We start from the raw sequence: 25,076 nt of genomic DNA on the forward strand, positions 1-25,076 counted from the left end.
CGACGCGACCCCCGACGGCCCGTCGCCTCGCACTCGTTCGCGGGACAAGACACTTACAGTCGGTCCGCCGAGGGTTGCGTGATGCCCTCCCCTGCCAGCGGGCGTGCTGGCGTCCTCGTGGTCGTACTCGCGGTCGCGGTCGTCGCAACGGCGACCCTCGGGGCGGCTACGGGCGCCGGACTCCGAGCAGCCCCTGCGGCCGGAGCAGCCCCTGCGGCTGGAGCAACTCACGTGACCGGCGACGACTCGACGGTCGAGCCGTCGCTATCGGTCTCCGACACCTGGAACCGGTCGGCGAACCTGACCGCGACCGTCTCGCTCCCCGAAGCAGCCGCGGAATCCAGGCGTCTCGTCGCGCGCCTCGAGGTCCTCGGCGGTGGCGTGGTCGCGAACCGGACGCTCTCCGTCGACCCGGGCGAGTCCGTCGCGGTCGACTTCGGCGCGTGCCTGCCGGCGAACTCGTACGTCGCCCGTCTCGTGACGCTCGACGGCGACGTCCTCGTCGCCGACCAGGTCGACGTCGAGCGAGCGACGCCGCTGGTCGCGCTCACCGAGGACCCTCTCGAGGCGTACGCCGAGCGCGCGACCCGCGACGAGACGGTCCGCGTCGACGCCAGCCTCCACCGCTGCGTCGACCGGGCGACGCTCGCCCTCGTCCCGGCGTCAGACGGCGAGACCAGCGGCGAGCGCGAGGCGGTCTGGGCGGTGACCCTCCGCGACACCGACGGCGACGGGTCGGTGTCGCTCTCGTGGGACGTCGACGCACCGCCCGGCGAGGCGGTCACCGTCGGCGCGCGGACCACACTCGTGTCCCGGCAGTTCGACACCGAAAGCGTCCAGTACGGCGCGTACCGCCTGCTGACGACGACCCCGGACGGCGACGGAGAGACCGGTCGCGTGACCGTTTCGTTCGCGGAACCGACGGTCGACGTCTACGGCGTGAACGGCACCCTGACCGCGGACGCGGCGCTCTCGGGGGCACGGGACGCGGAGCCGCTCGTCGGGGAGCACGCCGTCCGGGTCGTCGACGGCGACTGGGTCGTCCTCCGGTTCGACGTCGACGGGACGCTCTCGGAACTGCCGTCGAACGCGTCGCTCGTCGCGCCGGCGACCCACGGGAACGCGACGGTTCGCGTCCGCGACGCCGTCGCCGGCCCGGAGACCGACGCCGCCGAGGTCGACCTGGCGAACGCCACCCGATGGTTCGACGCCGAGACGGGGACGCTCTGGTACGCGTACCGCGCGGACCAGACGAACGACGCGAACGTCTTCGAGTACGCCGCGCTCGGCGAGACGTGGAACGCGACCGCGCGGACGACGGTCCGGGCGGTCGACGCCGTGACCCTGGACGTCGAACCCGACGGACGGCTCGCGCCGGAGACCGTCACGCTGGACGGCGACACCGCGCTCCCGCCAGGTACGAACCTCACGGTCACCGTGCGCACCGCCGCTGGTGTCGTGGCGCGCGACGGGGTCGTCGCCGGCCCCGGCCGGTTCGATGCGACCCTCGACCTCTCGGCAGTCCCGAACGGGACGAACGCGTCGGTCGTCGTCACGCGCGACGACCGCGTCGTCCACCAGCGCGCCGTCACCGTCGTCTCGGAGCCGGTCCTGGAACTCCGGGGGTTCCGCGCGAACGACGGCGACGACCAGCTCCGCGCCGACGAGCGGAACGTCGTCCGGGCGTTCCTCTGGAACCGCGGGAACGCCGCGGGGAACGCGACCGTCGTCGTCTCGGTCGGGAACCGGACGCGTACCCGCAACGTGACCCTCCCACCGTCGGAGACTCGGGGGGTCGCGGTCACGTTCCCGCCCGCGGCGATCCCGGACCGCGACCGCGTCGACGTCTCGGTCGCGGTCGCCGGCGAGACGACGAACCGCTCGCACCTCGTCGTCCCCGCGGCGTCGACGCCGACGGCGACGCCCGCGACGACGACCGCGAGCGGGACCGAGCCGTGGCCGACGCTCGCCGGAACGAACCGCACCCCCGGAGACGGCTCCACGCCCGGGTTCGGCGCGGTCGCCGCCGTCGCGGCGCTCGGTGCGGCGCTCGCCGTCGTCGCCGGACGCGCCCGAGACGACGACTGACCGTCGCCTCGGTCGACCCGTCGCCAGACCACCGGCCAGCCATTGAGTCGTTCGGCGCGGCCGACGACCGACCGACTCCAGCGAGTCGAGCGAGTCGTTCGCCGGGGGCGACAGCGGCGAGAGCGAACCACCAGCACCGGGCGTCGGAAGCCGAGGGATTCATCCACGAGGCCACGAAACCCCCTTCGCATGCGTTGGGTGTGGGTGGCGCTCGCGACGACGATGCTGGCCGGTGCGGTCGTCGCCGGGACGACGACGGTCGGTGCGGCCGCCGCCGGGACGACGGGTGGAGCGGCCGCCGGCAGCGACGCGTTCGGCGAACGACCCCCGAACGTTGCGTTCGACGAGTCGAGAGCCTCGAGCGCCGCGTTCGACCGACCGCGAGACGAGTCGGACGGGGTCTTCGTCGAGACGAACGCCACGTACACCTCGGACGAACCGGTGACCGTCACCATCGGCGGACAGCAACGCAGTCTCTACGCGGTGTACGTCTACGACGAGAACGGGACGCGCGCCGGCTCGAAACGGGTGTCGCTCACCGCCGACGAGCAGACGGTCTCGTTCGACGCGCTCTCCCCCGGGTCGTACCGCGTGGTCGTCCTGGCCGCGAACTCCGGCGAACAGGTGTCGGTGACGTTCGGCGTCGACGGCGCGTACGAGCCCGGGGTCGTCCCCGAGGTGACCGTCGAACAGCCCGCCGACGTCGTCTCCGTTCCCGTCTCGCTTCCGAACGGGACGACGCGCGCGACCGTCGACGTCGCGGGCGACCGCGGCGCGTACCGCGCGACCGCGACCGTCGTCGACCGGGACGGCGACGGCGAGGTCGTCCTCGAATGGAACACGTTCTACGCCGGACGCGGACGCGTCGCGCTCCGCACGGCCGGCGACGACGCTGTCGTCGACGCCAGCCGGGAACGCGACCTCGACGGGTTCCTCCGCGAAGGCGAGTACCACCTGACGGCGCGCGCGAACGGTACCGTCCTCGACCGTGGCGCGATCATCGTCGACCTGGAACCGCTCTACACCGGGCGGATGGGCGTCTTCGAGGCACCCGCCGCCGGGTCGCCGACCGAGAGCTTCGAACAGCGAGTCTCGACGGGGAGGGTGGAGACCGACGAGTGGCTGTTCGTCGTCGTCGAGACCCAGGGCGTGTTCGGTGCGGTGAACGCGACCCGCGATCTGCGGTCGGTCGGCCCCGACCAGGTCGTGCTCTCCATCACGCCCCAGAACGGGAACGAGGGCGTTCGGCTCACCGACGCCGATTACGTGGCCGTCGAGGAGGACCGTATCGTCGTCGGGTTCGCGCCCGAGTCGGACGCGCTCGCCGTCGACACCGCGTACGACGTCGACTTCCGGATCGCGCGAACGCACCCCTACCGGGCCGGCGACGAGGTGATGAGCGTGAACGTCGAGATAGTCGCCGCCGGCACCGAACCGGACCGACCGGTCGTCGCCCTGGAGTCCGTGAGCGCGCCCGAGAGCGTCCCCGCCGACGGAACGGCGAACTTCACCGTCACGCTCGTGAACCGCGGCGAACGCACCGGGACGGTCCCCGTCTCCGTCACGATCGGCGGGCACGTCACCGAACGCGACGTCGTCGTTCCGGGGAACGGGCAGGCCGTCGTCGACCTGTCCTTCGACGCGTCGCGCGTCCTCGAAGGGAACCGCCAGTACGTCGTCGAGGCGAACGGCTCGCGCGAAACCGGGACGCTCGCCGTCGGCGAGACGGGCGACGAGCCGACGCTCGGCGACCGCGACGACGACGACGAGTCGATTCCCGGGTTCGGGCCGGTCGCGGCGGGCGTCGCACTCGCCGCGGTCGCGCTCGGAGCACGACGTCGCGGTCGGACGTCGCGCTGAGGCCGCGTCGTCGTTGCCGGGTGGTCGTCGCCGAGTGGTCGCCGGGTGGTCGCCGGGTGGTCGCCGCGGTCAGTCGTCGACCGCGCGAGTCCCGGCGTGTCCGGTGCCGACGAGCGACGTGACACCGTCCTCTATCGGGCACGCGAGAAGGAGCGAATGTGGGGTCGCTTACGCGAGCCAGTCCTCGGGTTTCGTGTCGTAGTCCACGTCGTCCGCCGCGAGGTGACTCACCTGCTCCCAGGGGACGTCGAACTCCTCGAACTCCTCGCCGTCGAACCGGAAGCGCTTCCCCTGCTCGCTGGGCTCGGGCTCCTTGTTCCGGCGGCGCGCCACCTCCCGGTCGTGGTCGCTCAGCTCCTTCACGATGGTCAGGAGGTTCACCGGCCGCCCCCAGAGCTCGAACACGCGTTCGAGCACCTGCTTCGCCTGCTTCACGTCCAGCATCACGCCGTTGTACTGGTGGCCGAGCAGGAGCTCGTTCCGGTTGTCGAAGTTCCCGTCGTACACCGCGATCGTCGGCTTCCCGAAGTTCGTGAACTGCAGGAGCAGCTTCTTCTTCACGTCCTCCGCGTCGACGCTCGCCACGCGATTCTGGCCGGTCGCGTGACTGTACTCGTACGTGAAGTAGTCGTTCGCGTCCACGAACTCCTGCGTGAGGAACTCGTCGAGGAACGTCACGTCGTTGTGACTCTGCCGGATCTCGCGCATCCGCTCCCAGCCCGCCGAGAAGTCGACGTCGGCGAGCGCCTCCTCGACGCTCTCGTACCGCGCGTCGTCGAAGAGGTACCGTCCGATCTGCTCCAGTTCGCTCTGGGTCGCGCGCTCGACGAACGTCCGAGACCCGCGCTTGACGAGCGAGAAGTGCCGGCGCGCCAATCCCTCGGGGGTCAGGACCTTCCACGGGTACGCCTCGACGTCCACGTCGCCCGCCTGCGCGGCGGCGAGCGCGTCCTCGTCGACGTACGCCGCGGGGACGTCCTCGAGCGCGTCGAGGGACCCTCGCTCGATGCTATCGAGCGCCGCCGGCGGTTCGAGCGCGTCCATGACCGCGTCGAAGTCCACGACGTCGTCGAGGTTCCGCCACGTCACACCGTCGACGCGGAGGAGGCGCTCGAGGACCTCGCGGCGGTTCGAGCGGTTCTCGACGTACTCCCACAGCTCCATCCCGAGCTTGTAGGGATTCAGTCCCGGTGACCCGAGGACGCGAGCCATGTGGTCCGCGTAGTTCAGGAACTCGTCCGCGCCGGCGAACCCCTCGTCCGTCATCATGAGGGACTCCCAGTACGCCGCCCACCCCTCGTTCATCACCTTCGTCATCTTCTGCGGCGCGAAGTAGTACGCCTCCGCGCGCAGCATGTCCAGGACGTCGGCCTGCCACTCCGTCATGTCCGTCGCCCGACCGGCGTCCGCGTCGAACCGCTTCCCGTGCTTCCGGAGGAACCCCAAGATGTCCTTCTGTGGCGTCGCCGGGAACGACGCGGGTTCGTCCTCGTCCTCCGCGAGGAACTCGTCGTCGAACACCTGCCGGCGCACCTCCTCCGAGAGGTCGAGGTCCGCGAGCTTGTCCGTGACCGACTCGTCGAGCTCCTCCCCGGTCTCGCCGCCGCCCGCCTCCACGGGCGCGTACGGCTCGTGCTGGTCGATGTTGTCCTCGAGCACGAGCGCGTTGTCGATCCAGCGCTCGACGGCCGCGCGCTCGATATCCGGGTCGCTCATGTAGCCAGCGATGGCGTTCGCGTGCCGCTCCAGCATCGCCGCCGCGTCCGCGCCCTCGCCGAACAACTGGAACCACTCGTTGTTCGCGAAGAAGTCGCTATGAGCTTCGACGTGCGTGATGACGGCCTTCTGGTCCGCGATCGTGTTCGACTCCTGGAGGAACGCGTGCGCCGGGTCGTCGTTGTTCACGATCTCGAACGCCTTCCCGCCCGCGTACTGGCCTTGCTTCTGCTGGCGGTCGTACTGCATCCCCCACCGCCAATGGGGATAGCGATGCTGGAACCCGCCGTACGCGATGAGCTCGTTCATCTCGTCGTAGTCGACGACCCAGTAGTTCACGTCGTACGGCGCCAGCCCGAGCTTCACCGCGAGGTTCCGCGCCTCCGCGACCGGCTCCTCGAGGTCGCCCGCGATCCGCTGCTTCTTGAATCGGTCCTTTTCGCTCATACCGACTCACCTCCCGTCGCTCCGCGGTCGTGGGTCGTCATTCGCTATCGTCCTCCGTGGAGAGGATGTCGTAGATCGCGTCCGTCACGTCCTCCGGGCCGGAGACGTACGCCACCGCGACGTTGTCGCTGTCCCCGAAGTGACTCTGTACCTCCTCGGCGTGCGTCGCGTTGATCGCCGTCCCCGTCGGCTGGGTCTCGACGTACGCGTGCAGGTTCGCCGGAATCTGTTCCATGAGTGGAATCACGTTCTCCTCGGTGTCGTTGCTCGAGTTCTCGCTGTCGCCCGCCGCGAACACGTACCGGTTCCACTCGCTCCAGGGGTACTCCTCGAGCAACTGGGCGGCGAGCTCGTACGCGCTCGATATCTTCGTTCCGCCACCGGAACGGATGCCGAAGAACTCCTCGCGCTCGACCCGCCACGCCTCCGCGTCGTGCGCGATGTACACGAACTCGGCGTTGTCGTACTTCCCGGTGAGGTACCAGTCCAGTGGCGTGAACACGCGCTCGACGAGCTCGCGCTTCTTCTCCCGCATCGACCCGGAGACGTCGCGGATGTTCACCACGACGACGTTCTTCTCCTTCTCCTCGATTATCTCCGGGTGCCGGTAGCGTTCGTCCTCGCGACGGAACGGCACGTGCTTGATGCCCTCGCGCTGGAGCTTCGCCTGGATCGGTTCCCGGTCGACGTTCGCCTCGACCTCGTCGATGCTCTCCCACGTCGTCTTCTCGTCGTCGGGAATCTTCGAGTACGCGTCCACGAGCCACGCCTTGCTCACGGGGATGGACTCGCCGCGCGCCCACTCGAAGGCCGTCTGGGGGCCGACGCCGTCGACCTTGAGGACCTCCTTCAGGTACGCCTCGTCGAAGTCCATCGCCATCTTCCGCTTGAGGCCCTCCTTGAACATCCGCTCGAAGTCGAGCGTCGAGTTCGGCCCGGAGCGCGTGAGGTCCGTGTACGGCCCTTCCTTCTCCTCGACGACGCGCTTGCCCTTCGGGTCGAGGTCGAGCCCGAGCTCCTCGTCGAGCTCCTCCGCGAACTCCTCGGGGTCCATCTCGTAGTACTCGTGCTCGCCGGACTCCTCGCCGGGGTCGCCCTCCTCGTCGCCGTCCCCGGGCTGGGGCTGGGGTTGGCCGACGGGGTCGCCCTCCTCGGCGCCCTCGCCCTGGCCGACGCCGCCCTGGTCGAGCTGGTCGTACTCGAACGCGGGCAGGTCCACGATCTTGATCGGGATGCGGACGTCGTCGCTCCCGCTCGCACCGAGTTCGCCGTACTGGATGAACTCGGCGAGGTCCTCGCGGCGCTGTTCACCGACCTCCCGGAACCGTTCGAGGTCGTCTTTCAGTCCCATCTGTAAGCCACCTGTCCCATGACGTGTCTGCTCGTGAGTTCCGCGGACGCCGCCGAGTACCCGTAGTGCTCGACGAGCGCGTCTATCGTCTGTTCCTTCGCTCGCTCCGTCTCCGTCCCGCCCGGGGGGTCCTCCCACTGGCGGGGGTCGAAGTCCTCGTACGTCCGACGGACGTCGTCCCAGTCGTTCTCCTCCAGGACCGCCTTGATGACGGGAATCGCCGTCAACTCGACGTCGCTCACGCTGAAGTCGTCACCGCGTTGCTCCCACGCGTACCGGTTCAGCGCCGTGATGACCTTCTCGCGTCGGAACGCCACGACGTCCTCGCTCGGGTCACCGCCCGCGCCGTAGTCCGCGTCGTCGAACCGCCCGAGGTGCTCGACCTCGAACACCTTCATCAGGAGCGGGTCCGGGTCGACGCGCTCCCCGCGGTCGTTCGTGATCGGGTCGTCCGTCTCGAGCGCGTACACGTGCTCGACGTACTCCTCGACCGTCGACTCGTCGACGCGACGGTCGTGCATCATCGCGTCCAGGACGTCCGTCTCCTGCTCGGCAAACACGTGGTTCTTCACCTCGGCGACGCGGGACTCGAACTCCGAGCGCTCGCCGGCCGAGAACACCGGGGCGTCCGACAGCCCTTCGACCATCGCGTTCAGGACGTCGCGAGGCATGACCACGCTCGCGACGTCGTACTCCGGATGATGTCGGTCGCGGTCCTCGTGCAGGAGGTCCGCGAGCACGTCCCGCGTGAACGTCACCGGGATGCCGTGCTTCCCGTCCTCGTCGCCCTCGACGAAGTCGAAGTCATCGGCGTCCCGACGCGTGTCGCCGTCCTGGAGGTACCCGCGGTCGTACAGGACCGCCTTGTCCACGAGGTCGAGGTCGCTCGGGAGGTCACCGTCCTCCAGGCGCGAGACGACCGCGTACAGCGCCGCCGCCTCGACCGTGTGCGGCGCGAACTCCTTCGGGACGAGCTCGCCGTCCCCGGTCTTCACGGAGATGACGACCGGTTCGCGGATGCGGGACTCGAGGTCGTCGTACGTCGTCGCCGTCCACACGTCCGTCTCCCCGGTCAGCTCCCGCCGGATGAGCTCCGTCTCCAGGCTGAGGTTCGTCAGGTACCGGAACTCGTGCTTGTCCAACCGTCGCTTCAACGCCTTCAACGGGTCCATGCCCTGTCGGTCCGCGTGCTGGTTCAGCGTCGCCTCCAGGTCCGGGTTCGAGATGATGAGTAACTGGCTGTCGACGTCCATCCCGATGCCCTTGTCGAGCTTCACCGACCCCTCGTCGGGGACGTTCAGGAGCTTCTGGAGGAGGTCCGCGTGCTGGGCGGCGTCCTCGACGACCGTCAGCAGGCCGTTGCCCTGACTGAGGACGCCGTCGTAACTGAACGCCTGCGGGTTCTTCCGACCCCGCGAGTCGAGCTTCTGGAGCATCCCGCGCATCCACGACCCGACGAGGCGCTCCTTCGGGCTGCCGTCGTCCTCGCTGTGGAGGATGCCGATACCCTGCCCGACGTCGACGACGTAGTTCTTCACGCGCAGGTGCTGTGGGTCGCTGATCGCGCTGAACAACGCGTCGCGACCCTGCCGGCGGTACCGCTCCTCGAGGACGTCGTACGCCTCCCGCGAGAACGGATCGAGGCGTTCCTCGACGCGGATCGGGAGGTCGTCGCTCCCGTCGTTCACCGCCGCCAGGATGTCCGAACGCACCGACTCCGGGAACGCCGAGAGCGGATGCACCTGCACCGGGCTCTCGTACCAGTTCTCCTCGGCGGCCGCGGCCGACGCGTTCGCGTCCTCGCCGTACGCCAGCCCACGACCGCCCGAACTCGCGCTCGCGACGTTCCACTCGAGCGTGTACCGTCGACCCGCCGGCGTCTTCGAGTACTCGCGCAGGCCGTTGACGAGACAGCGCTTCAGCTCCGACTTCCCGGTTGCCGTCGGCCCGTCGAACCACAGGATCTTCTCGTGCTTCCCACGACCCGCCGCGATCGTGCGGAGGTCGTCGACGAACGCGTTCAACACCTGCGTGTTCCCGAGGACAGCGTGCTCGCCGTCGTTGTGCGGGTCGTCGAAGAACCGATACCGCTCGGTCTCCTCGCCCTCCTCGACGACCGTCCGGGTCCCCATCGACTCGATCGCCTCCAGGAGGTACTTCGACGCGTGACTCGCGACCGTCGGCCGCTCGAGCACGCGGTCCACGTACTCCGGGAGGCTCATCGGGGCCTCGTACGTCGCCTCCAGCTCGCGGTCGACCGCCGAGACGAAGTCCTCGCCGCCCGCCATCAGTCACTCATCTCGGACTTGGCGACCTCCGCGCCGGCGAACTCGAGGACCTCCTTCGCGCCGCCACGCGAGTAGCCCTGGTCCTCGAGCGCGTCGACCCACGAGTTCCGTTCGTCGTCGTCGCTCTCGTTCGCCGACACGAGGGCGCTGAAGTTGATGTTGTGCTTCTTGTCCTCCCAGAGCTTGCGTTCGAGCGCCCGACGCAGCCGCTCGTTGTCCGTCGGGTCGAACGTGTCACCGGTGCGAGCGCGGCGACTCACCCAGTTACTGACCTCCTGGCGGAAGTCGTCCTTCCGGTCCTCCGGGATGTCGAGCTTCTCCTCGACGCTCCGGAGGAACGTCTCGTCGGGCTCCTGCATCTGCCCGGTGATCTCGTCCTCGACGCGGTCGTCGTCGATGTACGCCATCACGTGGTCCATATACTTCTCGCCCTGCCGCTGTATCTCGTCCACGTCGTACGCGAGCGCGTGCCGGACGTCCTCGATCGCGCGCTCCTTGTACTCCTCCCGGACGAGTTCGAGGTACCGGTAGTACGTCTCGAAGTTCTCCTCGGGGATGGAGCCGTGATGCTCGAGGTTCTCCTCGAAGAAGTTGAACACCGTCAACGGCGACAGGAACCCGCGACTGCGGTGCTTGGAGTCCATGATCGCCTCCGCGATTTCGTCGCCGATGAACCGCGGACTCACGCCCTCCATCCCCTCGCCGATCTCCGCCTTCGCCTCCGCCTCCTCGCGGAGCTTCTTCACGTCGATGTCGTCACCGTCGTCGATCTCGCCGTTGTACGCCTTCGCCTTCTGGAGCATCTCGACGGTGTCGTTGTCGGGCTCCTCGATGCGCGTCAGGACCGCGAACAGGCCCGCCATCTCCATCGCGTGCGGCTCGATGTTGATGTCCGGGACGTCCGCGTTCGAGAGCATCTTCAGGTAGATCTGGGCCTCCTCCTCGTACCCGAGGACGTACGGGAAGTCGATCCGCTTCGTGCGGTCGTTGAACGCCTCCATCTTCTCGTCGCCCTTCTTGTCCTTGTACTCGGGCATGTTCGTCCGGCCGACGATCACCTGGTCGATGTCGATCCGCGGGTTGTTCTTCGGTTTGATAGTCATCTCCTGGGTGGCGTGCAGGAAGTCGTAGAGGAACTCGCGCTGGAGCTTGAGGAGCTCCTCGCCCGAGAACAGCCCGCGGTTCGCGTTACAGAACGCGCCCGAGTAGTCGAACGCTCGCGGGTCGGATTCGCCGTAGATCGCGATCTTCGAGTAGTTGACGTCGCCCGTGAGCTCGGTCTCGTCCTGGTTCTTCTTGTCCTTCGGTTCGAACGTCTCCAGGCACTGGCGCTTGTTCTCGTTCGCGACGAGCCGGACGACCTCGACGTGGTTCTCGAGGACGCTCTCGAGGTCGTCGTCGTAGTACGCGAGCAGCTCGTCCATGTAGAACTCGCTCTCGGGGTCGAGGCTCTGCTCGTTCCGGATCGTGTACGGGGCATCCAGTTCGTCGTTGAGGTCCGCGATGACGGCCTTGCGTTGCTCCCGGGGGAGGAGGACGAGCGGGTCCTGGTTCATCGGGGAGCGCACGGTCGCGTCGGCGGGGTCCTGGTCGTGGATGACGTCGGTGAGGTTCGTCCACCGGAACGTGTACATCCGGCCGTCGTCGCGGAGGGTGTAGTCCTCGAAGTACTCGCGGACCTGTTTGTCGAAGTGGCTCTTCCCGGAGCCGACCGGGCCCAGCAGGAGTTTGATGCGTCGTTCGGGGCCGAGTCGGCGGGCGCCGGACTTGACCTTGTTGACGAACTCGTGGATGCTCTCGTGGATGACGCGCCCGAAGAACGTGTTCTCGCCGTCGTTCAGGGGGTCCTCGCTCGCGAGTTCGTACTCGACGACGCCGGCGTCCTCGTCGTACTCGGTGCCGTAGTGGTCGAACATGTCGGCGACTCGTTGGTGGGCGTTGCGCGCCACCTTCGGGTCGGCGTAGCACTCGTCGAGGTACCACTGGAAGCTCTTGGTCTCCCGCAGGTCTGCGGGGATCGACTCCTTGTAGTCCTGGCTGAGGTCGCTTAGTCTCGTGTTCTTGGTCATGCTTTCACGGGCGAGCACGTTCGACCAGGGGCCCCCACGTCCTGGGTCGGTGGTGCTCGCTGTCCTCGGTCGTCGACCGGTGCCGTGGTGGTGTGCGCGGGCGGGTGTCCGCGAGCACACTCCAACCGTGGTCATTGTGGGCGTTTGTCATACCCGCGGCCGTGGCCGGCCATCGAGGCGGTTCACGCGTCGAGGGCCAGGGGCAGCGAGCGGGGGCGGCAGTCGGTCGGTCGACCGAGTCGTACACTAATGGTTGGACCCGCCAGCAATAAGTCTGCCTCCAACACTTATATAACATCGAATTTACCCTTATAAATACCATCGATATCGGTTCGTTGGGAGCGCCCGGCGCGCCGACCGCGACGAGCGTTTCGCACCGGGTCACTCGGCGCACGGAACCGAGATGCCCTTACGCCACGCGTCCCTCCCGACCGGTATGAGCGACCTCCCGGAGCCACCGTCGGGCTGGACGGTGTGGAACGTCGACCCGGACGGCCGCGCCGTCCTCGCGTACCGCCCCGACGTCTTCAACACCACCGACCACCCGCCGGAGTGCCTCCCGACCCTGTACGTCTCCCAGGGCCGCCGGAATCACCGACGCCCCGGCGTCGACCGCCCCGAGGCCGCGACCGGCGACTGGTTCGTCCGCCTCTACTTCGAACCCGACGTCTCCGTCGACGAGACCATGCGGTATCCAGACCGCGACGCCGCCGTCGACGCCGCGTACGCCCTCGCCGCCGACTTCCACGCGGGCGACGTCGACCCGCGCGACGTCTACCAGGTACCCAGACCCGAGTACTTCGACGCCCTCGACGAACTCACCGGCTGCCTCGACGACTGAACGCTCGGCGTCACCACTCACGGCCGTCCTCCGCACTCACGTGACGCCGTTCGAACTCACGCGACGTCGTCCGGCTCGGTGACCACGTCGAACCGCGCACCGCCGGCCTCGCTCTCGGTCGCCGCGAGCCGCCAGCCGTGGGCGTCGGCTATCTCGCGGACGATAGCCAGCCCGAACCCCGTACCGTCGACGGCCGTCGAGAACCCGCGCTCGAACACGCGCTCGCGGTCACACTCCGGGAGACCCGGCCCGTCGTCCGCGACGAAGAACCCGCGCCCGTCGGGGATATCACCGACCGTCACCGCGAGCGCGCCACCGCCGGACTCGACCGCGTCCTCACCGCCCGCCGGGCCGCCAGTGGCGTCACCGTCCGCGGCGTTCCCGGACTCCGTCCGGGAGCAGGGAGAGCCGTGCTCGACCGCGTTCCGGAACAGGTTCTCGAAGAGCTGGCCGAGTCGGCCCTCGTCGGCGCGCACCGTCCCCGTCGCCGTCACCGAGAGCGACGCCGACCCCGTGTCGACGTGTCCCCAGTACGACTCGGCGACCGACGCGAGCGCCACCTCCGCGTCCGCCTCCACGGGACTCCCCTCTCGGGCGAGCACCAGCAGGTCGTCGATGAGCTGTCGCATCCGGTCGTGTTCGGTCGCCACCACCGCCAGGTCGTCGTCGTCGCGGTTCTCGCGCGCGAGCGCCAGCCGTCCCGCCGCCACGTTCAGCGGGTTCCGGAGGTCGTGACTGACGACGTCGACGAACTGCTCCAGGCGTCCGTTCTGGCGCTCAAGGGTCCGCCGTCGTCGCTCGAGCTCCGCCTCGTACCGGATGCGGTCGATGGTGCGCGCCGTGTGCGCGACGAGCAACTCCGCGAACTCGACGTCGCGCTCGTCGAACCCGTCGACGTCCGTCGACACCGCCTGGAACACCCCGACGTCGCCGACGGGGACGCTCATCCCCGACCGGTACGACGCGCTCGCGGGGTCGCTCTCGTCGTCGGGCGTTATCTCGTCCACCCGATGGGACTCGCCCGTCTGGAACGTCTTCCCGGCGAGCCCCTGGTCGACCCGGAGGCGACGTACGCCATCCGCCGGCGACCTGGACGACAACGCCACCGGCTCCAGCCAGCCGTCCTCGTGGAGGATGACGCTACACATCTCGAACTCGAGGACGTCCTCAGCCGCCCGGACGGTTCGCTCGCAGGCCACGGTCACGTCGTCACACGCCTGTATCTCCGCGGCCGCGTCGTGTAACGTCTTCAGCGTCTCCTCGTGGCCCGAACCCATACCCGTCGTTCAGGCGTCCGCCGGCAATAAGCGGACGGGTGTCCGCGCGCCAACAAGAACCGGACGGGTGCCCTCGCGCCGGCACGGCGTCGACGCGGTCGACCACCGGGGCGCGGGGACAGCGTAATACGCCTCCACGCAGTACGGTCGGGCATGTCCACCGTCACGCTCCTCGGGTCGCGCCTCGTCGAGGCGGGCGCCGAGTTCGTCTACCAGGGCGAAGCGCCCGGCTGTGAGGGATGCCCGTACCGCGACCAGTGCCTGAACCTCACCCCGGGCGTCAAGTACGAGGTGACGTCGGTCCGCGACGGCGCACAGACCCTCGAGTGCGCGGTCCACGACGAGGGCGTGCGCGCCGTCGAGGTCGAACCCGCGACGGTCGTCGCGAACGTCCCGAGCGCGAACGCGTACGCCGGCTCGAAGACCCAGCTCGCCGGCGAGTGCCCGTACACGGAGTGTCCGAGCCACGAGTTCTGCGAGCCCGACGGCGCCGACCTCGACGGCGAGTACCGCATCGAGCGCACGAAGGGCGACCCACCCCACGAGTTCTGCTACCTCGACCGCGACCTCACGATGGTCGAGTTCGAAGCCCCCGACCAGTAGCGGTCTCACCGCCCGCGGCGACCGGTCGCACCCGATAGCGACCACGACCGCAGGCCGCGTCGACCACGTCCCGGGTCGGCTCGGCCGCGTCTCGGGTCAGCTCGGCCACGACCGCGGGCCGGGGCGACCGGGCGACTTTTCTCCCGTCCACCGCGAGATGCTGGCATGACCGACGATTCCGAGCGCGCCGCCGCGGACGGGACCGACGCCGCTCCCGAGGCCTTGGACGCGCGCGTCGTGCTCGCCGACGAACTGGCGTCGATACGCGATCTGGCGTCGCGAGCGAGCGCGTTCGTCGCGCTCCCGGAACCGCGCGTGCTCGTCGAGGACGTCCGGTCGCGGCCGCTCGACGAGCGGTTCCGGACTAGCGCGACGGCGCACGCCGAACGCCTCGGCGTCGACGACCTCACACCGGCGGGCGTGCGAGCGCTCGCGGACGACGTCCCCGTGGACGACCCCGTCGACCGCGCGACGACGTTCCTCGTGCGACGCGGCGGCCGCATCCAGGGCCGTTTCCTCGGGCAGTTCTCGCGCGACCCCGAGTCGCCCCGCGAGCACCTCGTCCTCGCGACCGCCGCCGGCCACCTCCAGCGCGCGGCCGCGGACCTCGAGCTCGCCGCGGAGACCGGCGACGGCGACCTCGCGCACCACGCGAGCGTCGTGCTCGCGCTCGCAGCCGCCCTGTTCGCGCTCGCCGAGGACGGCCTCGGCGCACCCGCCGACCGCGACCCCGACGACGCCGCGACCGACGACCCGCTCCCCGAGTGGTTCTGCCGCGAGGTCGCGCTCGCCGACCACCACCGGACGCTCGCCCGCGGCGACGACCCCGCACTCGACCCGCTCGACCGCGACGGCGACGACCTCGAGCACCTGCTCGTCGTGCAAGGCGCGACGCTCGCCGTCACCGAACTCGACGCCAAACCCCACGCCGTCGCCGACCGCGCCGACGTCCCCCTCGAACACCTCGTCGGCGTCCTCGCCAGCGAGTAACTCACCCGCGACCCGCGGCGGAATCGCGACTCGACCGCACCCATCGGCAGCCTCCTCGGCCGCGACGTGGCTTCTGACGGTGGCATCGGCGCGCTAACGCTGCCACCACCACTGCCCGACCAGCTCGAGACCGTGCTCCGTGACGTCCGTGTACGGGTCGTGGCCGGGGGCGTCGTAGTCGACGGTGAACGACCACGTCTCGCCCGCGCCCAAGTCGACGACGCTGGCGTCGCCGCTGTCGACGAGGACGCCGTCGTCGTAGAACTTCACGCGCGCCCCGAGGTAGTCCATCCGGTCGCCATCGTTCCGGACGGTCGCCTCGACAGTCGCTTCCACGTCGTTCGTGACCAGCGACTGCGACGTGATTGTCGCGTCGTTCGCGGCCTCGGTCGACCCCGCGAGTTTCGCATCCGTCTCGACCGCATGGGACGCGACCGCCGACGCCTCGCCAGCGAGCGGAACGACGCGCTCGAACGTCTCGCCGACGTCCACGAAGAACTGGCCGCCCTGCTCCATCGCGATCAACTCGCCGCTCGCGTCGTAGAACTCCGGTGTGAACGCCGCGTATTCGAGCGCTTGGCCGCTCACGTTCCGCGCCGTCACCCGGAGTGCGGCGCGCTGCGCCGGCCCGGAACCGATGACGGACAGTTGCCGGTCGAGCACCTCGATCGGGCCGGACCCGGGAGTCTGGAGCGACGGAACGCGGCCGCGGATGACGTACGGCAGCGCGTCCGCCGTCGCACTCGCGGTCGCGTCCATGTCCGCCGTGGACACGAACCCGTCGCGTCCCGTGAGCGACGCCGGTGTCTCGCCGCTCGCGTCGAGCGCGTGCATCGCGACCACGACGATCGCTTCCCCGTCGAGCGTCACTCGACTCGCGTGCACGAGCACGAACACGTCGGCGTCGGTCACCCCGGCGTAGGACGTGAGCGTGGTTGACGAGTCCAGCAGCGTCGCGGTGCGACTCGCGACCACCGACAGCTGGCGCTGCCAGCCCGCCGCATCCGGCGACCCGCCGAACAACAGCGGGAGCGCGCCCGTCATCGCGTCGTCGGCTGCGGTCGCGTGCGGCCACGGATGCAGCTCCCCGACAGATCCGGAGACGACGTCCGCGAGCGCACCGTCGACGTACGGATTGTACTGGTCGTCGTCGACGACCGCCTCCGGAGTCGAGAGCACCGCGAACCCCGCGGGCGTCACCACCGCGGACGGCCGGCGATACGACGCGACGTGACTGGTCGCCGTCACCGAACTCGACGAGGACGTCGTCGTCTCGAGCGGATAGCTCGCCGCGACGCTCCGGTCGTCCAGGCGGTCGTACCCGAGCAGGCCCGCATCCGAATCGAGTCCCGCGGGATTCGCCGCGAACGACGTCTCCAGCGACGCGGTCGTCGTCGCCGTTCCGGTCCCCGCCGGCGGTGACGTCAGCGTGTCCGTCTCTCTCGATGCCTCGTTACAGCCCGCGACGCTCGCCGCGATGCCGGTCGTGGTCACAGCACGAAGGAACGTCCGGCGGCTTCTCGACGCCATCGACCGGTCGCTGTCGCGACCCCTGTCGGGTCCGTCTGGAGCCGTCATCGCTCCCAGCTCCGTTCGGTCCGTCCGACGAACCGGCTCTGCGTGTGATCGAGGCGGTCCATCGACGCGGGGAGGTCCTCCGGCATCCGCGAGTAAGTGCGCGCGTAGAACGCCGTGAGCACTCGATTCCCGCGGCTCGCTGGCGTCGTGTACGAGAACGTCACCGTCGCGTCCGATTGCGGCTGGAACTCGACGGACCGATGCTCGACGAACGACGCGGTGCTCAGCAGACTCGGCAGGTTCATGTCCTTCGTGTCGTTGAATGGGAAGCCGGTGAACACGCCGTCGACCTCCCCGATGACTGGGAGCCCATCCAGTACGAACTCCTCGTACCCGTCGAGTCGCGAGTCCGACAGCGCGTCTGCACCGACGAGCGTCCCCCAGCCGGACTTCTGTGGCGGCATCCCGGCCGCGTCGTAGAGCCGGAGCGTGTAGTCCCCCGCGGGCGCGTCGGTCAGGTCGCCATCGACGGAGAACGTCCGGTCGTCGTCGACCAGCCAGGAGCCAGCGAACTGGATGGTGTCGCTGTCGAGCATCTCCGCGCCACGCTCGTAGCCGACGCCGAAGATCCGGGCGCCCCCCGGGAGCGTCGTGAATCCCGTGAGCGTCTGCCCGGTGTCGCGCGCCAACTGGACTGCGCCGTCCGCGGTGTCGACGGTCGCAGTCGGCGCGTAGTGCTCGACGAACAGCTCGACGGTGGCGTTCGCGCTCGAGAACGTTCCGGCGTTCCCGACCGTGACGTCGACGTCGTACGCGGTATCGGGCTCGAGCCGACCCGGGTCCGTGTCCGACGGCGTCGAGACGGTCAGGCCCGCGCTCGACTGCGGCGGTGGGCTGCCGTCAGATCGCTGCGACACCGGTCGGTCGCCGCGGAACCCGGCGTGTGGGACCGACAGTTCGAGCGACCCGACGAACTCGCCGGGGTCGGGAGTCTCTGCCCGCCCGCCGTACGTGTCGGTGATGGTCGCCGCCTGCCGTCGTCGGTTCGCGGTCTGTTTCTCGGTCTGCAGCGTTCGAATCGTGTCCTCCAGTTCGGCGAGGACGTGGTCTGTATCGTCGTGTGGCATTCGTGGACACCTAGTTGTCCGGGTAGAGGTCGGCGGTCACGCGGTCGCCGAGCGACGGCGGGTCGCCGCTGCAGTTCTCGAGGGCTTCGTACGTCGGGTGCGCCATCCCGCGGTCCCCGCTCAGGTTCATGTCGGGGACGTCCACGCCCTCGTCGACGAAGTTCTCGTAGAGCTGTGCCGTCAACTCGACCGCGTTGCCGAGGACGTCGCTCGTCATCCGGTTCATGTGCGCGTCCAGGTCCGTGATGGAGCTCAGGTTCACCACCGCGCCACCGGCCTGATTGATCGATCCGTCGACGTAGTGACTCGGCGGCTCCGTGTGGTAACTGTCCGGTGCGCCCGTTCGCGTCTCCCGTTCTGGCGCCGTCGGCGGGTACAGGAGGTGTGCGACGTTCTCGAGTCCGTCCACGTCGGCGGTGTGCGCGAGTTCGGCTTTCCCCGTCTCGCTCAACGCCTGCACGGGCCACGGCCACGAGGTCGAGAGCGTCTTCCCTCGTGCGTCCGGTCGAGTCGGGTCGGTCATGTGCTGGACTTGCTTGCGGTCGAGGTGTTTGCTGAGCGGGAATCCGAACCCGAGGAGCGACGCGAGGAACTGGAACTTCTCCCAGGAGTCGTACAGCGCGTCGTAGATCTTCGAGAGGAGGAAGTGCAGTGCTTCGCTCGCGAGCGTCGTAATCCGACTGATCACCCAGTCGATGGCCGACAGCGCGAGCGCGAGCCCGCTCAGCACGGCTTCGGCGAGTTCCTTCAGGAAGTTCCCCAGACCGTTCAGGACGTTCCCGATGCCGCCGCCACCGCCGCCGCCACCGCCACCGCCACCGCTCCCGTCGAAGACGTCCGATACCTGGTCTTTGAAGTTCTCCCAGGCGTCCTTCGTCGGGTTCGACGGCGGTTCGTACCGCGGGATCTCCACGTCGAGTGCGGACGTCTCCGTCGACTTCCGGAAGTACCGGTACCAGTTCCGGTACGACGAGTCGATCTCGACCGGTGACAGCGTCCCGTACTGCGAGCCGTACACGGTGTCGGTTGCGGACGAGAACGCGTTCGCGATGTTGTCGGGGAGGTGCGGACTCCCGTTCTTCGTGAACTTCTGGTTCTCGTGGATGCCGCTACGCACCAGCTCCTCGCCGTGGTACGCTTTGTGCGCCCAGGTGTCTTGGAACTTCTCGACCGTGTTGTGTCGCTGGGCGTGGGTGCGGTAGGGGCCGCGAACGATCATGTTCACGTAGGAATGCCCGACGACGTCGGCGGCGAAGTGCGAGAGGTACCCGATGGCGTACGCACGAACCTGGTCGTCGGTCTGCCCTTCCTCGAGGAGTCGCGACGCGAACTGACCGGTCTGTCGATAGTGAAGGGTGTCGAACCACCACCAGCCGTCCTTGTCGTCGAGACAGTTCTGGACCGGGCTGTCGTAGAAGCTGAAGACGTCTATCGCGTCGAGCAACTGCGTCTTGATGAATCCCTTGACGTTCGCGGTCAGCGCACCGACGACGCTCGATAGCATCGTCGCCATGTCCTTGATATCGCTGAGCGTGTGCGAGCTCGCGACGGCATCGTCGGCGAACTCTTGGACGTCTTCGATAATCGGGAACGCGTCGAGGAGCGTCTGTTTGAACTCCGCGATGGTGTCGGCGACGTCCACCATCGTCTGGACGATGTTCTTGTTGACGACCGGGAAGTCGCTGAGGTTGAAGAACAGGAAGTCCGGGCCCTGCGACCCGAACGTTAACGCCGTCTGGTTGTTCTCGATGACTGACGCGGCTGTGCCGTGCTGCCGGCTTCGAAACTCGTCCGCGAGGTGCTCGCTGACGATGTTGTGTACAGCTGGCCCTGGCATGTTAACATCCACCACAAACGGCGCATACTTAAAGTTACGCACAATTAGAGGTCCGAAACTCGACTTCGGGCTGTCGACCCGAAGAAAATACGACCGGATACCGGCTCGTCTCGAGGAGACGACGGCGGCGTCCCCGAACCGCGGCTGCGGACGACAGCGTCTCGGGAGCGTCTTACCCGACGACGCCGACGCGTTCGGCGGAGTACCCGAACAGCTCGTCGTAGCCGTGCGCGGACATCAATACCGGATAGAACTCGGTGTCGGCGACGTGCGCGCGGTCGTCGACGCTCGCGAACGTCGTCCCCGGGTCCACGCGCGAGAAGTTCTCGACGTGCACCTCGTGGGTCGACCCGGGTTCCTTCGGGACGCGCTCGAACAACCGGAACACGGGGACCTCTCGGGACTGCGTGTGCCCAGGGATGACGCCCTGGGCTTTCAGGAACGCGCGGACGATGTCGTACGCGTTCTCCGCCGCGCCCGTCGACCCCTGGTAGCCGCACTCGACCTCGACGCACTCGGGGGCCGAGGCGAAGATGCGGCCCTCGACGAAGTTCGCGCTGTCGACGAGCGCCGCCACCGGGAGCCGCGGGACGACCGCTCGCGCGAAGTCGTGGACGCCGTCCGCGACCGCGAACGGCTCCGCGGTCGACTGCGTCGAGTGCAGCGCGAGCACGCGACAGCCTTCGAGTTCCTCGCCGAGCCGGTACGCGAGCCGCGCCTCGTGCGTCTCGGCCTCGGGCGCCCCCGGGAACGCGCGGTTCATGTCCTCGTCGAGGTACCGGACGCCGGCGTCGAGCGCGCGCTCGTTCGCCACGACGAGCTTCGCCGGTCGTTCGACCGGCGGACTCGTCGCGAGCAGTCGCTCGACGGCGTGCACGCCACAGGGCTCGTCCCCGTGGATGGCCGCCACGACCGCAACCTCCGGTTCCCCGTCCCCGAGCGTCTCGACGCGCATCGTTCGTCCTACGCCAGTACTCGCTCCCCGAAAAACAGTGCGGTCGACGACGCGTCACGCCACCACCGTCGACCGCGCGCGCCGCCGGAACCGGCAGGCCCTTACTCCGCGACGCCCAGGCCTCGGTCGTGCAGGAGGACGCCGCCGCTGGAGACGCCGACGACGCTTCCGACGCCGCCGACGCCACTGACGCTGCCGACGCCACCGACCGGTCGAGCGCGGACGCCGAAGATACGGCGGAAGCGGGCGCAGACGCCGAGAGCGAGTCGGTCGAGGGCGTCGACACCGAGCACGTGATGAACCTCACGTTCGTGCTGACGCTGCTGTTCGGCGTCCCGACCGTCGTCGTGCTCTCGCTGTTCGTGCCCCTCGACGGCTGGGACGAGATCATCTCGTTCGTCGTGCGCACCGGCGCAGCGATCTGGTTACTCACCGCCGTCACGCTGTACGTCCGCGAACGCCGCCGGGCCTGACCGACGCCGCACAGGACTCGCTGAACGGCAGTCCGTCAGCGGCCGTCTTCGTCGGACGCTCGCCGATCGAGCGGGTCCTCGAGTTCGCCCATCACGGCCTCGAGCGCGTCGGTCGCCGTGAGCAGCCCGACGACCTCGCCGTCCTCGAGGACGAGCGCGAGCTCCTGGTCCTCGGCCTGGAACTGATCGAACGCGTCGCTGACGGTCGTGTCCGCGGCGAGCGTCGTCGGCGGTGCGGCGAGGTCCGCGAACGACCGGTCGCCGGCCTTGAGCGCCTCGAACTCGTCGATGATGGAGGGCGAGTAGACGACGCCGCGGAAGTCGGCGAGGTCGTCGCCGACGAGCGGGAAGCGCGTGTGAGGCGTGTCCCGGATGCGTTCGAGGTTCTCCTCGACGGAGTCGCTCGTCGAGAGCGCGATCACGTCGCTCGCGTCCACCATGACGTCCCTGATGGGAAGTGAACCGACCTGGATGGCGTTCAGGACCTCGTCGCGGCGTTCCTCGGCGAGTTCGCCCTCTTCGAGCAGCGAGTGGACGCGGTTCCGGAGTTGCGCGCGGGACTCGATGACGTCCTCCTCGGTCTCCAGCCACGCCCCCGTCATCTCGACGCCGAACAGGCGGAGCGTCATCTTCGCGACCCAGTCGCCGAGCGTGATGAGCGGCGAGATGAGGACGTAGAACCAGTGCAGTGGGGCGGCGCCGTACCGGCACACGAACCGGGAGCGCTCGACGCCGAGGTACGTCGGCGTCTGCTCGCCGTGCGTGAGGTGGACGAGGTTGATGATGAAGTACGCGATGATGGCGCCGGCGCCGACGGTCGCGAGCGTCGAGCCCTCCGGGAACAGCGGCTCGAACAGCGCGGCGAGCGCTGGTTCGGCGACGATACCGACCGCGATGCTGGAGGCGGTGATGCCGACCTGGCACGTCGTCAGGTACAGTTCGAGCTCCTGGGTCATCTCCCAGGCGCGTTCGAGTCTGGCGTCACCGTCGACGAACTCGTCCTCGGTGAACTGGCGCGCTCGCGTCAGCGCGAACTCGATGGCGACGAAGAAACCGTTCGCGAGGATGAGCAGGACGCCTGCGACGAGACGCAACGCTATCTCAGGTGGGTTCATGTTGGTCGCACCAGACGACTCGCCGCGCGAGCCATTAGAAAGCTCCGACAAACTATTTAAATATGACTTTGTCGAAAGCGCGGAATACGTCGGTTAGATTGGCACCACGACAACAGCTCGTGGACAGAGTTATTCCGGTGGCGGAGTAACTCGCGGAGAGATGGCCGTTCGAGAACTCGACGAACTGGACGAGGAGATACTCCATCGGCTGCAGGCGGCGGCCCGAGAGACGTCGTCGACGGACGTCGCGGCGTCGCTCGACGTGTCCGCGAGCACGGTCAGGAACCGCATCCAGCGGCTCGAAGCCGACGGCATCCTCCGCGGCTATCACGCGGACGTCGACTACGAGGCCGCGGGCTACCAGCTGTTCACGCTCATCGTCTGTACGGCACCGATACCCGAGCGCGAGGAACTCGCGGCGGCCGCGGCGGAGGTGCCGGGCGTGGTCGAGGTCCAGGAGGTGATGAAGGGCGAGTCGAACGTCCGCGTTCGCGCGGTGGGCGAGGACGGCGACGACCTGACGCGCATCGGCGAGGACCTGGACGAACTGGGGCTGCACGTCTCCGACGAGGACCTGATACGCGCCACCCACCGGAGCCCCTACGCCGGGTTCGACGCCGACGTAGAAGCCGACGCGGACGCCGACGAGTGACCGCTCCTCGGACGCGGTCGTCGACGACGTCAGCGGTCGGCGGCGTGGAGGTCGTCGGCCCACGCGAACGCGGTGCCGGCGGCGTCGGCGGTCTCGGCGTCGCGTTCGCTGTCGCCGACGAACACGACGTCGTCGGGAGCGAGCGCGAGTCGGTCGACGGTCGCGAGCAACGGCTCGGGGTGGGGTTTGTGGTTCGCGACGGTGTCGCGGCCGACGACGGCGTCGACGTGGTCGGCGACGTCGTGGACGTCGAGCGCGACGTACGCTGCGGCCTCGCAGTTGAGCGTGCAGACGCCGACCGGGCGCGTCTCCGGGGCGAGCGCGTCCGCGAGCGGGAGGCGCGTCGAGGTGCGCGCGCCGTCGCGTTCGTGCCGCGAGATGACGGTCTCGACGGCCTCCCCGAGGCCGTTCGCGTCCGCGTCGGCCATGAGCGCCCAGAGGTCTCTGCTCTCGGGGTCGACGCCGGCGTCGCGGTACGCGGCCGCGGCGTCCGTCCGAACGGCGTCCCACGCGACCTCGAGGCGGACGAGGGTTCCGTCGAGGTCGTACACGACGCCCGCGTAGTCTTCGAGCACGCTCGGCCGTAGGTCGGCGCGGCTGTTACCGGTGTCGGTGCGCGCGACGGTCACGCCACCGGCGTGTCGGCGGGGTCGACGCGGACCAGCCGACGTGGAACGTACCGACTTCCGAAATCGGGTGCTACTCGGATTTCAGTAAATGGTTTAATGCAGGAGTCCGTCTACCGTGATATGCCAAGCGACGACCTCCGCAACACGATAGAGCGCGTGGGGGACCGGTTCAATCTCGGTGAGTACGAGATCGACGCGTACCTCACCGTCCTCGAACACGGCCAGCTCACCGCGAGCGAGATCGCGGACCGGACCGAGATTCCGCAGCCGCGCGTGTACGACACCGTCCGGTCGCTCTCGGACCGCGGGCTCGTCGAACTCCGCGAGTCCCGCCCGATGAAGATCATCGCGGTCGACCCCGACGACGCGTTCGCGGACGTCACGTCGTCGCTCGACGAGATGATCGACGAACTCGAAGCGCGCTACACGGCGCCCGCTCGCGACACCGAAGCCGTCTCGCTCGTGAAGTCCCGGTCGACGATACTGCGATACCTCGAGGAGGTCATCGACGCCGCGGACTACGAGCTCGCGCTCTCCCTGACGCCCGACCTCCTCGAGCGCTTCTCGGACCTCCTCAAGCAGCGGAACCACGAGGGCGTCAGCATCGAGCTCCTCGTCACGCCCGCCGCGGGCGCGCCCGACCCCGACGAGTTCGACTACGCGGAGGTCGCGACGACCGCGCGCGCTCGCCGCGGCATCACGACGCCCGTCATCGCGGTCGCCGACGGCGAGTACTCCATCTACGCGACCCAGGACGCGCTGCGCGACGACCAGGACCGCTACGGCGTCATCTTCAACCGGTCCGCGCTCGGGTTCCTCGTCTCCGGGTTCTTCGGCACCGTCCTCTGGACGACCGCCGAGGAGCTGTACGCCGACGGCGAGAACCGGCCGTACCCGCGTCGGTACGCGAGCATCCGTCGGTGCGTGAAGGACGTCGTCGCCGAGGGCGGCGAGTTCTACGCGACCATCGACGGCCGCGATGTCGAGACCGGGACGCCTCGCGTCGTCAGCGGGAAGGTCGCGGACGTCGCGTTCGAGACGACCGAGGAGGTCGCGACGCTCACGCTCACCGACGAGGACACCGACGACCGCGTGACCGTCGGCGGCCAGGTCGCGGCGTTCGAGGACGTCGAGGCGCACGAGATTCGCATCGGGCGGGACAGCCCACCGAAGCACCTGGACTGAGCGACTGACGCTTCGAGCAGACGGCCGCTCCCTGGCGGCCGTCTCTGTGATGCTG

The 25,076-nt window shown here is 68.8% G+C and carries 19 protein-coding genes; 8 read left to right on the top strand and 11 right to left on the bottom strand.

Translation table 11 applies throughout. The features are described 5' to 3' along the window. Positions 1-81 precede the first annotated feature (81 nt). Entirely contained in the window at positions 82-2,088 is a 2,007-nt protein-coding gene (locus SM754_RS15055; protein WP_323677067.1) for a hypothetical protein, read from the top strand. A gap of 189 nt (positions 2,089-2,277) precedes the next feature. Further along, positions 2,278-3,948: a DUF7827 domain-containing protein gene (locus tag SM754_RS15060; protein ID WP_323677068.1), complete on the top strand. Its 1,671-nt coding sequence runs from the start codon at positions 2,278-2,280 to the stop codon at positions 3,946-3,948. A gap of 168 nt (positions 3,949-4,116) precedes the next feature. Here SM754_RS15060 and SM754_RS15065 read toward each other — a convergent pair whose 3' ends face one another. The 4 genes from SM754_RS15065 to SM754_RS15080 are packed head-to-tail and all read right to left on the bottom strand — an operon-like array spanning position 4,117 to position 11,819. Continuing rightward, a complete protein-coding gene (locus SM754_RS15065) occupies positions 4,117-6,111 on the bottom strand; it encodes a SpoVR family protein (protein WP_323677069.1) in 1,995 nt (664 codons plus the stop codon). 37 nt (positions 6,112-6,148) lie between these two features. Further along, on the bottom strand, positions 6,149-7,462 hold the full coding sequence (locus SM754_RS15070; protein WP_323677070.1) for a YeaH/YhbH family protein: 1,314 nt from the start codon (positions 7,460-7,462) through the stop codon (positions 6,149-6,151). Next, positions 7,453-9,750, bottom strand: a complete 2,298-nt coding sequence (locus tag SM754_RS15075; protein WP_323677071.1) for a PrkA family serine protein kinase — start codon at positions 9,748-9,750, stop codon at positions 7,453-7,455. The genes SM754_RS15070 and SM754_RS15075 overlap by 10 nt, the downstream gene beginning before the upstream one ends. Then, complete coding sequence (locus SM754_RS15080; RefSeq protein ID WP_323677072.1) at positions 9,750-11,819, bottom strand: PrkA family serine protein kinase; 2,070 nt, start codon at positions 11,817-11,819, stop codon at positions 9,750-9,752. The genes SM754_RS15075 and SM754_RS15080 overlap by 1 nt, the downstream gene beginning before the upstream one ends. Before the next feature lie 436 nt (positions 11,820-12,255). Between SM754_RS15080 and SM754_RS15085 the strand changes: the two genes are divergently transcribed. Further along, complete coding sequence (locus SM754_RS15085; RefSeq protein WP_323677073.1) at positions 12,256-12,660, top strand: DUF5820 family protein; 405 nt, start codon at positions 12,256-12,258, stop codon at positions 12,658-12,660. Between the two features lie 56 nt (positions 12,661-12,716). On the opposite strand, the gene SM754_RS15090 is transcribed toward SM754_RS15085, so the two are convergent. Continuing rightward, positions 12,717-13,937 carry a GAF domain-containing sensor histidine kinase gene (locus SM754_RS15090; RefSeq protein ID WP_323677074.1) on the bottom strand — a complete coding sequence of 407 codons (1,221 nt, stop codon included), beginning with the start codon at positions 13,935-13,937 and terminating at the stop codon, positions 12,717-12,719. 153 nt (positions 13,938-14,090) lie between these two features. Between SM754_RS15090 and SM754_RS15095 the strand changes: the two genes are divergently transcribed. Next, a complete protein-coding gene (locus SM754_RS15095) occupies positions 14,091-14,540 on the top strand; it encodes a UPF0179 family protein (RefSeq protein WP_323677075.1) in 450 nt (149 codons plus the stop codon). 165 nt (positions 14,541-14,705) lie between these two features. Beyond that, positions 14,706-15,530 (top strand): hypothetical protein, encoded by an 825-nt coding sequence (locus SM754_RS15100; protein ID WP_323677076.1) that lies wholly within the window; start codon positions 14,706-14,708, stop codon positions 15,528-15,530. Positions 15,531-15,623: 93 nt separating this feature from the next. On the opposite strand, the gene SM754_RS15105 is transcribed toward SM754_RS15100, so the two are convergent. The 4 genes from SM754_RS15105 to SM754_RS15120 form a co-directional block, all read right to left on the bottom strand. After that, on the bottom strand, positions 15,624-17,024 hold the full coding sequence (locus SM754_RS15105) for a DUF6517 family protein (protein WP_323677077.1): 1,401 nt from the start codon (positions 17,022-17,024) through the stop codon (positions 15,624-15,626). 80 nt (positions 17,025-17,104) lie between these two features. Beyond that, positions 17,105-18,175 carry a hypothetical protein gene (locus SM754_RS15110; protein WP_323677078.1) on the bottom strand — a complete coding sequence of 357 codons (1,071 nt, stop codon included), beginning with the start codon at positions 18,173-18,175 and terminating at the stop codon, positions 17,105-17,107. 10 nt (positions 18,176-18,185) lie between these two features. Next, positions 18,186-20,012 carry a zinc dependent phospholipase C family protein gene (locus SM754_RS15115; protein ID WP_323677079.1) on the bottom strand — a complete coding sequence of 609 codons (1,827 nt, stop codon included), beginning with the start codon at positions 20,010-20,012 and terminating at the stop codon, positions 18,186-18,188. Positions 20,013-20,184: 172 nt separating this feature from the next. Beyond that, positions 20,185-20,967, bottom strand: a complete 783-nt coding sequence (locus SM754_RS15120) for a M14 family metallopeptidase (protein ID WP_323677080.1) — start codon at positions 20,965-20,967, stop codon at positions 20,185-20,187. A 128-nt stretch (positions 20,968-21,095) separates the two neighbouring features. Here SM754_RS15120 and SM754_RS15125 point away from each other — a divergent pair, with 128 nt between their 5' ends. Next, the gene (locus tag SM754_RS15125) at positions 21,096-21,440 is read left to right on the top strand and encodes a DUF5822 domain-containing protein (RefSeq protein WP_323677081.1); all 345 of its coding nucleotides are present in this window, start codon (positions 21,096-21,098) and stop codon (positions 21,438-21,440) included. Between the two features lie 35 nt (positions 21,441-21,475). Here SM754_RS15125 and SM754_RS15130 read toward each other — a convergent pair whose 3' ends face one another. After that, on the bottom strand, positions 21,476-22,555 hold the full coding sequence (locus SM754_RS15130; protein ID WP_323677082.1) for a CNNM domain-containing protein: 1,080 nt from the start codon (positions 22,553-22,555) through the stop codon (positions 21,476-21,478). A gap of 160 nt (positions 22,556-22,715) precedes the next feature. On the opposite strand from SM754_RS15130, the gene SM754_RS15135 reads away from it, so the two are divergent. Beyond that, positions 22,716-23,207: an Lrp/AsnC family transcriptional regulator gene (locus SM754_RS15135; RefSeq protein WP_323677083.1), complete on the top strand. Its 492-nt coding sequence runs from the start codon at positions 22,716-22,718 to the stop codon at positions 23,205-23,207. 29 nt (positions 23,208-23,236) lie between these two features. Here the strand turns inward: SM754_RS15135 and SM754_RS15140 are convergent, their stop codons facing one another. Beyond that, positions 23,237-23,782, bottom strand: a complete 546-nt coding sequence (locus tag SM754_RS15140) for an HAD family hydrolase (RefSeq protein WP_323677084.1) — start codon at positions 23,780-23,782, stop codon at positions 23,237-23,239. 174 nt (positions 23,783-23,956) lie between these two features. Between SM754_RS15140 and trmB the strand changes: the two genes are divergently transcribed. Further along, positions 23,957-25,021: an HTH-type sugar sensing transcriptional regulator TrmB gene (gene trmB, locus SM754_RS15145; RefSeq protein ID WP_323677085.1), complete on the top strand. Its 1,065-nt coding sequence runs from the start codon at positions 23,957-23,959 to the stop codon at positions 25,019-25,021. The last annotated feature ends 55 nt before the right edge of the window (positions 25,022-25,076 follow it).

This window comes from Halorubellus amylolyticus (assembly GCF_034808145.1).
Taxonomy (GTDB): Archaea; Halobacteriota; Halobacteria; order Halobacteriales; family Natrialbaceae; genus Halorubellus.

Coding starts and splice junctions, on each gene's coding strand:
- SM754_RS15055 (WP_323677067.1), top strand. CDS start 82: ATGCCCTCCCCTGCCAGCGGGCGTGCTGGCGTCCTCGTGGTCGTACTC.
- SM754_RS15060 (WP_323677068.1), top strand. CDS start 2,278: ATGCGTTGGGTGTGGGTGGCGCTCGCGACGACGATGCTGGCCGGTGCG.
- SM754_RS15065 (WP_323677069.1), bottom strand. CDS start 6,111: ATGAGCGAAAAGGACCGATTCAAGAAGCAGCGGATCGCGGGCGACCTC.
- SM754_RS15070 (WP_323677070.1), bottom strand. CDS start 7,462: ATGGGACTGAAAGACGACCTCGAACGGTTCCGGGAGGTCGGTGAACAG.
- SM754_RS15075 (WP_323677071.1), bottom strand. CDS start 9,750: ATGGCGGGCGGCGAGGACTTCGTCTCGGCGGTCGACCGCGAGCTGGAG.
- SM754_RS15080 (WP_323677072.1), bottom strand. CDS start 11,819: ATGACCAAGAACACGAGACTAAGCGACCTCAGCCAGGACTACAAGGAG.
- SM754_RS15085 (WP_323677073.1), top strand. CDS start 12,256: ATGAGCGACCTCCCGGAGCCACCGTCGGGCTGGACGGTGTGGAACGTC.
- SM754_RS15090 (WP_323677074.1), bottom strand. CDS start 13,937: ATGGGTTCGGGCCACGAGGAGACGCTGAAGACGTTACACGACGCGGCC.
- SM754_RS15095 (WP_323677075.1), top strand. CDS start 14,091: ATGTCCACCGTCACGCTCCTCGGGTCGCGCCTCGTCGAGGCGGGCGCC.
- SM754_RS15100 (WP_323677076.1), top strand. CDS start 14,706: ATGACCGACGATTCCGAGCGCGCCGCCGCGGACGGGACCGACGCCGCT.
- SM754_RS15110 (WP_323677078.1), bottom strand. CDS start 18,175: ATGCCACACGACGATACAGACCACGTCCTCGCCGAACTGGAGGACACG.
- SM754_RS15115 (WP_323677079.1), bottom strand. CDS start 20,012: ATGCCAGGGCCAGCTGTACACAACATCGTCAGCGAGCACCTCGCGGAC.
- SM754_RS15120 (WP_323677080.1), bottom strand. CDS start 20,967: ATGCGCGTCGAGACGCTCGGGGACGGGGAACCGGAGGTTGCGGTCGTG.
- SM754_RS15130 (WP_323677082.1), bottom strand. CDS start 22,555: ATGAACCCACCTGAGATAGCGTTGCGTCTCGTCGCAGGCGTCCTGCTC.
- SM754_RS15135 (WP_323677083.1), top strand. CDS start 22,716: ATGGCCGTTCGAGAACTCGACGAACTGGACGAGGAGATACTCCATCGG.
- trmB (WP_323677085.1), top strand. CDS start 23,957: ATGCCAAGCGACGACCTCCGCAACACGATAGAGCGCGTGGGGGACCGG.